Source organism: Actinoplanes derwentensis, from assembly GCF_900104725.1.
GTDB lineage: Bacteria > Actinomycetota > Actinomycetes > Mycobacteriales > Micromonosporaceae > Actinoplanes > Actinoplanes derwentensis.
In genome coordinates this window covers 5616119-5628515 of record NZ_LT629758.1, presented here as the reverse complement: position 1 = coordinate 5628515, position 12397 = coordinate 5616119, and the positions used below count along the sequence as shown (strand labels likewise).

Here is a 12397-nt window from a genome sequence, read left to right as displayed (position 1 = left end):
ACGTCGGCACGATGGCCACCCTCCGGCGTGGCCTGTCGCTCTCGCCGGAACTGCGTACCGGGCTGGCCGGCACCCTCGGCCTGGCGATCCTGCAGATGGCCGGCCGGGTGTCCGTGCCGGTCGCCGTGCAGCAGGGCATCGACCACGGCATCAACGGCCCCGGCGGCCCGAACCCGCGGATCGTCCTCGGGGTCGTCGGGCTGACCCTGCTCGGGCTGGTGGTCTCCACGTTCTGCGGCTACCTGATGACCCGGCGGCTGTTCACCGTCAGCGAGAACGCCCTCAGTGGCATCCGGTCGCGGACCTTCCGGCACATCCACGACCTGTCGATGCTGCACCAGCAGTCCGAACGGCGGGGCTCGATGGTGTCCCGGGTGACCGGGGACGTGGACCAGATCTCCCAGTTCCTGCAGACCGGCGGGGTGCAGCTGCTGCTCTCGGCCGGTCAGCTGATCGTCTCCACGGTGGTGATGTTCGTCTACTCGTGGCAGCTCACCCTGGTGGTACTGCTCGCCTTCGCCCCGGCGATCGGGGTGATCCGGCTGTTCCAGAAGCGGCTGGCGGCCGTCTACCGGACGGTCCGGGAACGCAGCGGGACGATGCTCGGGGCCATCGCCGAGAGCGTGGTGGGAGCCACGGTGATCCGGGCGTACGGGGTGTCCGGTCGCACCGGCGCCCGCCTCGACACCGCGATCGACGACCTGCGGCAGGCCCAGCAACGGGCCATCCGGGCCAGCGTGACCAGCTTCTCCAGCGGCGAGATCGCGGCCGGGCTGGCCCTGTCCGGGGTGGTCGTGGTGGGTGTCCTGCTCGGTGCCGACGGCGGGATGACGGTGGGCCGGCTGACCGCCTTCCTGTTCCTGGTGACGCTCTTCATCCAGCCGGTGCAGATCGCCACCGAACAGCTCAACGAGGCGCAGAACGCGGTGGCCGGCTGGCGGCGCATCCTGGACGTGCTCGATGTGGAACCGGATGTGGCCGACCCCGACGACCGGGGTGTGGAACTGCCCGCCGGACCGCTGTCGGTGCGCTTCGATCAGGTGTCGTTCCGCTATCCGGGCGGCCCGGTCGTGCTGGCCGAGGTGGACCTGACCCTGGACGCCACCGGTAAGTACGCGGTGGTCGGCGAGACCGGCAGCGGCAAGACCACGTTCGCGAAACTGCTGACCCGGCTGATGGACCCGGCGCAGGGGCGGGTGCTGCTGTCCGGGGTGGCGCTGACCGACGTGCGGTTCTCGTCGCTGCGGTCGCGGGTGGTGATGGTGCCGCAGGACGGGTTCCTGTTCGACGCGACGATCGCCGAGAACATCCGGTTCGCCGAGCCGGCCCTCACCGACGATCAGTTGCGGGACGCGTTCACCGAGCTGGGGCTGGGGGACTGGCTGGCCGGTCTGCCCGCCGGGCTGGAGACACCGGTGGGGGAACGCGGCGAGGCGCTCAGTGTGGGGGAGCGGCAGTTGGTGGCGCTGGTCCGGGCGTACGTCGCCGATCCGGACCTGCTCGTGCTGGACGAGGCCACCAGTGCGGTGGACCCGGCCACCGAGGTGCGCCTGCAATGGGCCCTCGACCGGGTGACCCGGGGCCGGACCACTGTCGCGATCGCGCACCGTCTCTCCACGGCCGAGGCCGCGGACGAGGTGATAGTCGTAGAAGCGGGCCGCGTTGTACAACGCGGCCCGCACTCCCGTCTCGTCTCCGAGGAGGGTTCGATCTACGCCAAGCTCTACGCCAGCTGGTTGGAGCAAACGCGCTGACCGGCAACGTTCGCCGGTGAGATAAGCAAGTCGCTCGCAGCGGCCGCGGTCAGCCGTGACCGCTGCGAGAGGCCCGCCATTTCAGCGATTCAAGAGCCTGCTACTTATCGGGCGTAGTACTCGACGACCAGCTGCTCGTCGCAGAGCACCGGAACCTCGGAACGCTGCGGGGCACGGATCACCGTGCTGCGCAGGTCCTCCAGAACCGTGGAGAGGTACGGCGCGGTCGGGCCGTCGATGTGCGTGCCGGTCGCCGCGATCTGGAACGGCGGCTTCTGCCGGGACGTTTCCTTGACCTCGATGACCTGACCCGGCTTCAGCTTGTAACCGGGGCGGTCCACCTTCTTGCCGTCCACGGTGAAGTGACCGTGCACGACGAGCTGGCGGGCCTGGTAGATGGTCCGGGTGAAACCGGCCCGGAACACGGTGGCGTCGAGGCGGCGCTCGAGGAGGGTGACCATCGTCTCGCCGGTCTTGCCCTCGGCCTTGTGGGCGGCGTCGTAAGCCGCCCGCATCTGGACCTCACTGATGTTGTACTGGTGGCGAAGGCGTTGCTTCTCCAGCAGTCGGACCTGGTAGTCCGAGCTCTTGCGGCGTCCACGGCCGTGCACGCCCGGCGGGAACGGGCGGCGCTCGAAGTACTTGACGCACTTACGCGTCAGAGGAATTCCGAGGGCGCGCGAGAGCTTCGCCTTGGGTCGGGAGTTGTTCAACTGCGATCTCCTGTTACGGTAAGCCTTGCCTAACTTAGGTAAGCCTAACCGGTGCCCGGAGGTGCTCGTCATGCAACCCAGTCCCGCCGAGATCGCACGTACGCTTGCCGCCGGCCACCTGCCCGCAGTCGCTCACATCGCATGCCGCCCCGGACCGATCCCGGTCCGGCACGTCACCGATGCTCAGGGACGCGTGCTTTTGTTAGTGCCCAGCGAGGGTACCCTCTCGGCCGCGCTCCGCCCGCAGGACGGTAACGAGGACACGGCCCTCGTGCTGGACATACGGGACGTACCGCCTATGGCGGTATCCCCGTCGCTCGGCCGCGTGTGGGTTTCCGGCTGGGCTGTGAAGCTTGACGGAGACGACGCACGGGCCGCGGCCCTAGACTACGCCGACACCGACGCCTGTGGCGACTTGCTCGACATCGGCGAGAGCCAGGCCCTCTTTCGCATGGAAGTGGCCGAGGTCCGCTGGGAGCGCAGCGAGAAGATCGTCGAGGTCGATCCGGACGCTTACGCCGAGGCCACGCCCGACCCGCTGCGCGCCGTCGAGTTCGATCTGATCGCCGATCTGGCCGATCACCACATGGCCGAGATGAGCGACTACGTGCGCCGTCAGCTGGGCAAGGACGCCCTCCCGGACGACGATCCGAAGGTAGTCCGGATGGACCGGTACGGCTTCATGGTGCGGATGGGCACCCGATCCGCCCGGCTCGCCTTCCCCCGTCCGGTCACCGACCGGCACGACCTGGCACACCTGCTCCACCCGATCCTCTGCCGCAGGTGCTGCGACAGCGCCGCCTGAGAGTAAAGAGGATCACCTGTTCGAGGCGGGATCCCGCGGCGACCTTCTGCCGCCGTCGTGCCGCGGGATATCGTCCTCTGCCCTGCCACCCGGTGCCGCGGGTGGCAGGGCTCACTAATTTCCCCCTGTAACGGGGATTACAGCGAGAGGATCCGCTCCAGGTACTCCCGGTAGCCGCGCATCGCCATCCGCATGCTCTCGGTGTCCGGAGTGCCGGTGCCGCGCAGCGGGTCCAGCTCGTCGCGCTCGGCGAGCAGCACCTCGGTCAGCTCGTTCACCGCGTCGGTGAGCAGGTCGTGTGCCCGGGTCAACGCGGTGACCGGATCGTCGACGAACTCCGCCTTCACCTCGTGCCACGCCGCCCGGAAGTGCCGGGCCGCGTCCTCGTCCCAGACGGACCGCCCGATCAGCGGCTCGTCGGCCACCGTCTCCACCGCCGCCGCGGGGGCCGAGTCCTCCACGTGCGCGCTGCGCCGGTTCGCCCGGCGCACCGGTTCGGCGTCCTCCAGGCTGGCCGAACGCCGCGCCGGGACGTCGATCGTCAGCGACGTCTCCCCGAGGGACGAGAACTGTTCCCCGGGAGGCGGGAACGACGGCGTCTGCTCCACCGGGGACGGGAACGACGCCGGCTTCGGGACCGCACTGACCGGAGCAGGTGTGACCGATGCCACACCGTACGCCTCCGGGGTGCGTCCGAGGTTGTAGCCGGTCGGGTTGAAGCCGTAGCCACCCTCGGCGGCCGGCGGCAGACCCGGGAAATCCGGAACCTCCGGCGCCCGCTCGACGATCGGGTCCGCCGGCGGCCGGGTCGCCGGGATCTGCACCGACGCCTGCACCGTCGCCGGGGCCGGCGCGGCCGGCGACACCGGCGCGCTGCCGGCCGGATCCGCCGGCTCCGGCTGGTGCGCGGCGGGAAGCGGAACGGCCTGCACCGGCTGGGCGGACACCGGCTGGAGGTTCCCGGCCGGGTGATCCGGGGTGAAGTCGGCGACCGAGTACGGGTTCGCGTACGCCGGCGACACCGGCACGCCGGAGACCGGCCCGCCCGACGTCGGCGTGACCGGCTGGGCCTGACCGGGCACCGAAGCCCAGCCGGAGGCCGGGCGGGCCGGCTCAGCCGGAACCGACGGCTCCGCGGCCGCGTCGCCCGCCGGTTCCGGGCCGGCCTCACCGGTCTGCGCGTAACCGGGCGCCCCTGCCCGTCCGTTCATGTCGTCACGTCCGTTCTCGTCGCTGTCTTCCGCCGTCTCGGCGGCGTCCCGTCCGGAATCCGGCGGGTTCCGATCCGCCGGCCCGGCGGCCGGCTCGGCATCGGCCGGGGAGTCGCCCTCCTGGTCACGGTGCTCACTCGGCCCGAATCGGCCGGTACGCCCGCCGAGGCCGAAACCTCCGAAGGGCCCGCCTTCGGGCTCCTGGGACTGTACGTCCTGAGAAGGTCCGGGCAGCTCGTCCGAAGGCACCGAGTGATCAGTATCGCGGTCCTCTTCCGGGGCCGCCCGGCCAGTGTCCGGGGGGACCGGGGCGGGGTTGCGCCGGCTCGCGGCGGGTGCCCGGTTCAGCCCGAACGGATCGGCTCCGGACGGGTGGCGCGAACTCGACGAGATCGGGGCCAGCGGCGGGATCGGGTGACTGCGGAAGGTGCCGAGCGGGGAGCCGGGCAGCAGGTCGGCGGGGGTCTCGGCCGGTTCGGGCAGATCCGGCTCGGGGAGGACCTGCCAGAACCGGGACAGGCCGGGGGAGGGCCGGGCGTTGTCGGGGCTGGACGTCGGCTCCATCTCGGGTTCACCATCCCGTTCGCGAGGTCGCACCCGCCGCGGTGCCGTCGAGGGCACACCGGGCGGCGGGCACCGGGCAGACTGGCACGTACCGCGCTTCTCGGCGACGGTACCGCTACCGCTCGTGGAGCACACCCCCGGTTACCGGATCGTGGGCCCCCAGCGGGTCGTTGGGAGCGCGCCGGGTGATGGGGGAGAATCGTCGGCGTGTCCGTACCCGATGTAGAGACCACCCTGGACCCGGCGATCGCCGACCGGCTCAAGCGCACCCCCGACGGCCTCGTCGCGGCGATCGTGCAGGAGCGGGAGACCGGCGACGTCCTGATGCTCGGCTGGATGGACGACGAGGCGCTGCACCGCACGCTGACCACCGGCCGCGCCACGTACTGGTCGCGCAGCCGCCGGGAGTACTGGGTGAAGGGCGCCACCTCCGGCCACTTCCAGCACGTCCACACGGTGGCCCTGGACTGTGACGGCGACGCGCTGCTGGTCACCGTCGATCAGGTGGGAGCGGCCTGCCACACCGGGACGCACACCTGTTTCAGTACCGAACTCCCGGTGGCTCTCTCGCTGGAGGCGAAGTGACCAGCGGCGCGACAGTCCCCGACGAGGGCGGTTTCGTCGCCACCCGGCGCCGGGTCGTCCCGGTCACCCGCAAGCTGCTGGCCGACGGCGAGACCCCGGTCGGCGTCTACACCAAACTCGCCGGTGGCCCCGGCACCTTCCTGCTGGAGTCGGCGGAACAGGGGCTGGCCTGGTCGCGGTACTCGTTCATCGGCGTCCGCAGCCTCGCCACCCTGGTCGAGCGGGACGGCGCGGCCACCTGGCTGGGCACCCCGCCGGAGGGGGTGCCGCTGACCGGCGACCCGGTGATGGCGCTGCGCGAGACGGTGGCCGCCCTGACCGGCGGGGTGCCCGACGAGAGCCTGCCGCCGCTGACCGGGGGGATGGTCGGCTATCTGAGCTACGACCTGGTCCGCCGGTTCGAGAAGCTGCCGTCCACCACCGTCGACGACCTGCGCCTGCCCGAACTGGGCATGATGCTCGCCACCGACCTGGTGGTCCTGGACCACCACGAGGGTTCGGCGCTGCTGGTGGCCAACGCGGTGCTCGACGAGGGGGCCGACGACGGGGCCCGCCGGGCCGCGTACCACCAGGCCGTCGGTCGTCTCGACGCGATGACCACGGCACTGTCCCGGCCGACGCCGCCGATGGTCTCCACGGTGGACCGTCGACCGGCCGGTGAGCCGGTCAGCCGCACTCTTCCGGGGGAATATCAGAAAGCCGTGGAGGAGGCCAAGGAGGCGATCCGGGCCGGCGAGTGTTTCCAGATCGTGGTGGCGCAGCGGTTCGAACGGCCGACCGACGCCAACGCCCTCGACGTCTACCGGGTGCTGCGGGCCACCAACCCGAGCCCGTACATGTACCTGCTGCGGTTCGACGACTTCGACATCGTCGGCTCCTCGCCGGAGGCGCACCTCAAGGTCAATGCGAACCGGACGGCGCTGCTGCACCCGATCGCCGGCACCCGCTGGCGGGGCGCCACCCCGGAGCAGGACAACGCGCTCGCCGCCGAACTGCTCGCCGACCCGAAGGAACGTTCCGAACACGTGATGCTCGTCGACCTGGGCCGCAACGACCTGGGCCGGGTGTGCGCGCCGGGTTCGGTGGAAGTGCCGGAGTTCGCCCGGATCGAGCGGTACAGCCACGTCATGCACATCGTGTCGACGGTGACCGGCCGGTTGCGCGAGGACCAGTCGGCGTTCGACGCGCTGGCCGCGACCTTCCCGGCCGGCACCCTGTCCGGCGCCCCGAAGGTCCGGGCCATGGAGATCATCGAGCAGTTGGAACCGACCCGGCGCGGCCTGTACGGCGGCACGGTCGGCTACTTCGGCTTCGCCGGCGACATGGACATGGCGATCGCCATCCGGACCGCGCTGCTCAAGGACGGTGTCGCCTACGTCGGCGCGGGCGCGGGCATCGTGGCCGACTCGGATCCGGTCGCGGAGGAGCAGGAGACCCGGAACAAGGCCGCCGCGGTACTCGCCGCGATCGCCTCCGCGGAGACCCTGCGCGCCGCCCGATGAGACGCGGCCCGCTCGCCGCCGTCCTGTTCTGCCTGGCCGGGGCGGGGGCGGCGCTGTTCGCGGTGACCCGGATCTGGGTGGTCGAAGTGGAGACCCGGCCCGGTCTCACCGATCTGCGGACCGTGCGGACCGGCGCCGAGGTGCAGCCGTGGCTGATCGGGCTGGCCCTGACCGCGCTGGCCGGGGCCGGTGCGCTGCTGGCCACCCGGGGCCTGGCCCGGCGGGTGCTGGGCGGGTTCCTGAGCCTTCTCGGCACGGGAATCGGGGTGGGCGCGGTGCTGGCCTGGGTCACGGCCGGCCCGGACCCGGTCTGGCCGGTGGTGACCGTCCTCGGTGGGGTGGTGGTGGCGGTCGGCGGTGTCCTGGCGGCGCGGCACGGTCACCGCTGGGCGGCGATGTCGTCGCGCTACGAACGCAGACCCCCGGCCGAACCGGTCGCGGAAGCCCCGGTCCAGCCGCAGAGCGTGCCCGACAGCCGCGCCTTCTGGGACGCCCTGGACCGCGGTGAGGATCCGACCCGCTGAGCCCGGTTTCGGCCGGGCCCCGGCGGGTATCGGTCGATCAGTGGGTGCTGGCGAGCCGTTTCCGGTTCGGGTGCGAGCTGATCAGTGCCGCCACGGCACGAGCCGTCTCGGCGCGGGCCGCCGCACGGGCCCGGTCGGCCTGGATGGCGTCCCACGCGTTCTCGCGGGCGGTCCGCACGTTGCCGGGGCCGACGACGGCGCGCTGAACGCCGGTGGCGACCTCGGCCGCGACCGAGACGAGGACCCGGGAGACAGCGGCGAAGTTCATCGGCTGGAGTAACTCGGTGGCCATGGGTCGACTCCCCATCATCGTCCGGTGGCTGACGTCGTCCGGGACAAGTTTGCCCGAGTCACATGATGGTGGAGCCCTATTTCCGCACGGTGACACTCATGTCACCGTGCCGAGCCATCCCCCGAACGGGGGAAGAGTGCCTGCACAACGCGGTGCACGGCCTCAGCCCGGTGTGAGCGACGAGACATTCGCGGCGGGCAGCCTGGCATTATGCCGCAGTCCATTCCGTGAGGCGCGCCATACCCCCAGGAGGCCGTCACCCAGTGTCACCTCCTAGCATCAGGCCGAAGACACCCGGAGAGGGGAGTCATTAGGTGACATCCGAACAGGCGGAAGCGGGCAGTGGCGGTCCCGCGCGCGCGGCTTCGCAGAACGTCCTCGAGGAGATCCTCGCCGGCGTTCGTGAAGACGTAGCAGTACGGCAAGCGGCTCTGCCGCTGGAGAAGGTGCGGGAGCTCGCGGCAGCGGCCCCACCGGCGATCGATGCCTACGCGGCTCTGCGTAAGCCCGGGGTGGCGGTGATCGCCGAGGTCAAACGAGCATCACCGTCCAAGGGCGCGATTGCCGACATCCCCGACCCGGCCGAACTGGCCGGGGAGTACGCGGCCGGCGGAGCCCGCTGCATCAGCGTGCTCACCGAGGGCCGCTGGTTCGGCGGCTCGCTGGACGATCTGGCCGCGGTGCGCGCCTCGGTGAAGATCCCGGTGCTGCGCAAGGACTTCGTGGTCTCCAGCTATCAGGTGCACGAGGCCCGCGCCCACGGCGCGGACATGGTGCTGCTGATCGTGGCGGCGCTGGAGCAGAACGTTCTGGTCGGCCTCCTGGAGCGCATCGAGTCGCTGGGCATGACAGCCCTCGTCGAGGTGCACAACGAGGAGGAGGCGGACCGGGCACTGGAAGCGAACGCGAAGGTCATCGGGGTCAACGCCCGCGACCTGCGCACGCTCGAGGTGGACCGGTCGGTCTTCGAGCGCATCGCGCCCGGGCTGCCGCAGAGCGTCGTGAAGATCGCCGAGTCCGGGGTGCGCGGCCCGCACGATCTGATCCGTTACGCGTCGGCCGGTGCCGACGCGGTGCTGGTCGGCGAGGGCCTGGTGACTCAGAAGTCGCCGCGTGACGCGGTGGCCGAACTGGTCAACGCCGGTAACCACCCCGCGACACCGAGGCCGGTGCGATGAGCGCTGTGCATATGGAAAAGACCATGAAACCAGCTCGGGGCGGCCACACCGCGCCTCCGCTGTGCTCCGGTGCGGCATGACCGCCCCGAGCTTGCCGGACCTCGCCGGACATTTCGGCAGGTACGGCGGACGGTTCGTGCCCGAAGCACTGGTCAAGGCGCTCGACGAGCTGGACGCGGCGTACCGGTCGGCCAAGGTCGACCCGGAGTTCCAGGCCCGTTTCCAGGACCTGCTGCTGAACTACGCGGGCGTGCCGTCGCTGCTCTACCGGGCGACCCGGCTGTCCGAGCGGCTCGGCGCGGAGATCTGGCTGAAGCGGGAGGACCTGAACCACACCGGCGCCCACAAGGTGCGCAACGTGCTGGGCCAGGCACTGCTCGCGAAGCGGATGGGCAAGCCCCGGGTGATCGCCGAGACCGGCGCCGGCCAGCACGGTGTGGCCAGCGCGACCGCGGCGGCCCTGCTGGACCTGGAGTGCGTGGTCTACATGGGTGAGGCCGACACCCAGCGCCAGGCGCTCAACGTGGCCCGGATGCGGATGCTCGGCGCGACGGTGATCCCGGTGACCAACGGTTCCCGCACCCTGAAGGACGCGCTGAACGAGGCGCTGCGGGACTGGGTGTCCACCGTCGACACCACGCACTACCTGCTGGGGACCGCGGCCGGGCCGCACCCGTTCCCGGAGCTGGTGCGCGACTTCGTCGGCGGCATCGGGGTCGAGGCCCGGGCCCAGTGCCTGGAGCAGCTCGGCCGGCTGCCGGACGCGGTGGCGGCGTGTGTCGGCGGCGGGTCCAACGCGATCGGCATCTTCCACGCGTTCGTGCCGGACGAGGGTGTGCGGCTGTACGGCTTCGAGGCCGGCGGCGACGGCGTGGAGACCGGCCGGCACGCGGCGTCGATCACCGGCGGGACGGTGGGGGTGCTGCACGGCAACCGCACCTACCTCCTGCAGGACGACGACGGCCAGACGATCGAGTCGCATTCGATCTCGGCCGGACTGGACTATCCGGGTGTCGGCCCGGAGCACGCCTGGCTGCACGACACCGGCCGGGCGGTCTACGAGCCGGTCACCGACGCCGAGGCGATGGCCGCGTTCACGCTGCTCTGCCGGACCGAGGGGATCATCCCGGCGATCGAGAGCGCGCACGCTCTCGCCGGTGCCGCGAAGATCGCCCCCCGGTTGCGCGAGGAGCTGGGCCGGACCCCGACGATCGTGGTCAACCTGTCCGGTCGTGGTGACAAGGACGTGCACACGGCGGGCGCGTACTTCGGCATCCTCGACCAGAACGAGACGGTCGTCCCGGGGGAGAACACGTGAGCATCGCCGAGACGTTCGCGAAGGCGAAGGCGGAGAACCGGTCGGTGCTGGTCGGCTGTATGCCGGCCGGGTTCCCGACGGTCGACCACAGCATCGAGCAGATGATCGCGATGCACGAGGCCGGCTGCGACGTGATCGAGGTCGAGCTGCCGTACTCCGACCCGGTCATGGACGGCCCGGTGATCCAGAAGGCGAGTGACATCGCCCTGGCGAACGGGGTCCGCACCCGGGACACCCTGAAGATCATCGACGCGGTGTCGTCGGCCGGTGCCACGGTCGTGCTGATGACGTACTGGAACCCGATCGAGAAGTACGGTGTCGACGCGTTCGCCCGTGACCTGGCCGCGGCCGGGGCCACCGGGCTGATCACGCCGGACCTGATCCCGGACGAGGCGGCCGAGTGGATCGCCGCCTCCGACGCGCACCAGATCGACCGGACGTTCCTGGTCGCACCCTCGTCGACCGACGAGCGGATCGCGATGACCGTGGCGAACTGCCGCGGTTTCGTCTACGCGACCGCGCTGATGGGCGTCACCGGTGCCCGCAAGACGGTCTCCTCGCAGGCCCCCGAACTGGTGCAGCGCATCCGGGCGGCCGCCCCGGAGCTACCGGTCGGGGTGGGCCTGGGTGTCGGCAACGGTAAGCAGGCCGCCGAGGTGGCCGCGTTCGCCGACGGGGTGATCGTCGGCAGTGCCCTGATCCGCTGCGTGCTGGAGGCCCCGGACCGGGCCGCCGGACTGGCGAACCTGCGGGCCCTGAGTGCCGAATTGGCCGACGGAGTCCGGAACCGCTGATGCTCCTGGGGTACCGGTGAATTCAGCCGGTGCCCTGGGCATCACAGAATGGCGCGGCGGCGGTAGCGTGTGCACCCGTGAACATCGCCGCCATCCCTAGTCCCACCGAGTCGGTGTGGCATGTGCTCGGGTTCCCGATCCGTGCTTACGCGCTCTGCATCATCCTCGGCATGGTCGCCGCGACGCTCCTGGTGGAGCAGCGCCTGCGCCACCGTGGGGTGGCGCCGTGGATCTCGCTGGACATCGTGGTGTGGGCGGTGCCGTTCGGCATCATCGGCGCCCGGATCTACCACCTGATCACCTCGCCGCAGGACTATTTCGGCGCCGGTGGCGACCCGATCAAGGCGTTCTACATCTGGGAGGGTGGCCTCGGCATCTGGGGCGGTGTCGCCGGTGGCGCGCTCGGCGCCTGGATCGCCACCCGTCAGATCGGCCTGCCGTTCAGTGTCTTCGCCGACTCGCTCGCCCCGGCCCTGCCGGTGGCGCAGGCGATCGGCCGGTTCGGCAACTGGTTCAACAACGAGCTGTACGGCAAGGTCACCACCCTGCCGTGGGGTCTCGAAGTGCACGAGATGGACCAGGCGAACCCGGGCCACGCCACCATGATCGACGGCGAGCCGGTGACGAAACCGGACCTCTACCACCCGACGTTCGCGTACGAGGCGATCTGGAACCTCGGTGTCGCCCTGCTGGTGTGGCTGCTGGACCGTAAGTTCAAGTTCGGCCGCGGCCGGGCCTTCGCGCTGTACGTGATCGGTTACACCGCCGGCCGCGTGTGGATCGAGATGCTGCGCGTCGACGAAGCGAACACGTTCTTCGGCATCCGGGTCAACGTGTTCGTGTCCATCGTCATCCTCCTGCTGGCCACGATCTACTTCGTCGTCGTGAAGGGCCCCCGCGGTTACGTGGTGCCGGTCGACGCCCCCGACGTGGCCCCCGCGCCGGAGGAGGCCGGCGACGTCTCCTCGGTCGACGTGACCGCGACCGCGACCGCGAAGAACGACACCGGGCAGCCGATCGCCTACCAGTTGGTCGACGAGGAACGCTTCCTGGAATATCGGCGGACCGGTGTGCTGGAGCCGGTCCCCGTCGGTGCCACCGCGGGCGCCACTGCCGGTGACGTCGTCACCGGCGACGACGAGAAGAGCTGACCCCGC

The 12397-nt window shown here is 70.9% G+C and carries 12 protein-coding genes; 9 read left to right on the top strand and 3 right to left on the bottom strand.

What is annotated here, in order from left to right; all coding sequences use genetic code 11:
• The first annotated feature begins 11 nt into the window (after positions 1-11).
• Entirely contained in the window at positions 12-1754 is a 1743-nt protein-coding gene (locus BLU81_RS24745) for an ABC transporter ATP-binding protein (RefSeq protein WP_092557593.1), read from the top strand.
• Positions 1755-1858: 104 nt separating this feature from the next.
• On the opposite strand, the gene rpsD is transcribed toward BLU81_RS24745, so the two are convergent.
• The gene (gene rpsD / locus BLU81_RS24740; RefSeq protein ID WP_092546855.1) at positions 1859-2467 is read right to left on the bottom strand and encodes a 30S ribosomal protein S4; all 609 of its coding nucleotides are present in this window, start codon (positions 2465-2467) and stop codon (positions 1859-1861) included.
• Positions 2468-2537: 70 nt separating this feature from the next.
• Here rpsD and BLU81_RS24735 point away from each other — a divergent pair, with 70 nt between their 5' ends.
• Positions 2538-3272, top strand: coding sequence for a DUF2470 domain-containing protein (locus BLU81_RS24735; protein ID WP_092557592.1), 735 nt, complete (start codon positions 2538-2540; stop codon positions 3270-3272).
• Positions 3273-3409: 137 nt separating this feature from the next.
• On the opposite strand, the gene BLU81_RS24730 is transcribed toward BLU81_RS24735, so the two are convergent.
• Positions 3410-5047 carry a hypothetical protein gene (locus BLU81_RS24730; RefSeq protein WP_092546854.1) on the bottom strand — a complete coding sequence of 546 codons (1638 nt, stop codon included), beginning with the start codon at positions 5045-5047 and terminating at the stop codon, positions 3410-3412.
• A 207-nt stretch (positions 5048-5254) separates the two neighbouring features.
• Here BLU81_RS24730 and hisI point away from each other — a divergent pair, with 207 nt between their 5' ends.
• Genes hisI through BLU81_RS24715 form a run of 3 tightly spaced genes read left to right on the top strand, consistent with a single transcriptional unit; the run spans position 5255 to position 7658 of the window.
• Positions 5255-5632 (top strand): phosphoribosyl-AMP cyclohydrolase, encoded by a 378-nt coding sequence (gene hisI / locus BLU81_RS24725; RefSeq protein ID WP_092546853.1) that lies wholly within the window; start codon positions 5255-5257, stop codon positions 5630-5632.
• The gene (locus tag BLU81_RS24720; protein WP_092546852.1) at positions 5629-7134 is read left to right on the top strand and encodes an anthranilate synthase component I; all 1506 of its coding nucleotides are present in this window, start codon (positions 5629-5631) and stop codon (positions 7132-7134) included. The genes hisI and BLU81_RS24720 overlap by 4 nt, the downstream gene beginning before the upstream one ends.
• Positions 7131-7658, top strand: a complete 528-nt coding sequence (locus BLU81_RS24715; protein ID WP_092546851.1) for a Trp biosynthesis-associated membrane protein — start codon at positions 7131-7133, stop codon at positions 7656-7658. Before BLU81_RS24720 ends, BLU81_RS24715 begins: the two co-directional genes overlap by 4 nt.
• Before the next feature lie 37 nt (positions 7659-7695).
• On the opposite strand, the gene BLU81_RS24710 is transcribed toward BLU81_RS24715, so the two are convergent.
• Positions 7696-7950 (bottom strand): hypothetical protein, encoded by a 255-nt coding sequence (locus tag BLU81_RS24710; protein WP_092546850.1) that lies wholly within the window; start codon positions 7948-7950, stop codon positions 7696-7698.
• A 314-nt stretch (positions 7951-8264) separates the two neighbouring features.
• Between BLU81_RS24710 and trpC the strand changes: the two genes are divergently transcribed.
• The 4 genes from trpC to lgt all read left to right on the top strand — a co-directional run bounded on the left by trpC (position 8265) and on the right by lgt (position 12391).
• Positions 8265-9128: an indole-3-glycerol phosphate synthase TrpC gene (trpC, locus tag BLU81_RS24705; RefSeq protein ID WP_092546849.1), complete on the top strand. Its 864-nt coding sequence runs from the start codon at positions 8265-8267 to the stop codon at positions 9126-9128.
• A gap of 76 nt (positions 9129-9204) precedes the next feature.
• A complete protein-coding gene (gene trpB, locus BLU81_RS24700) occupies positions 9205-10446 on the top strand; it encodes a tryptophan synthase subunit beta (RefSeq protein WP_092546848.1) in 1242 nt (413 codons plus the stop codon).
• The gene (gene trpA / locus BLU81_RS24695; protein ID WP_092546847.1) at positions 10443-11240 is read left to right on the top strand and encodes a tryptophan synthase subunit alpha; all 798 of its coding nucleotides are present in this window, start codon (positions 10443-10445) and stop codon (positions 11238-11240) included. Before trpB ends, trpA begins: the two co-directional genes overlap by 4 nt.
• Before the next feature lie 77 nt (positions 11241-11317).
• The gene (gene lgt, locus BLU81_RS24690) at positions 11318-12391 is read left to right on the top strand and encodes a prolipoprotein diacylglyceryl transferase (protein WP_092546846.1); all 1074 of its coding nucleotides are present in this window, start codon (positions 11318-11320) and stop codon (positions 12389-12391) included.
• Positions 12392-12397 lie beyond the last annotated feature (6 nt).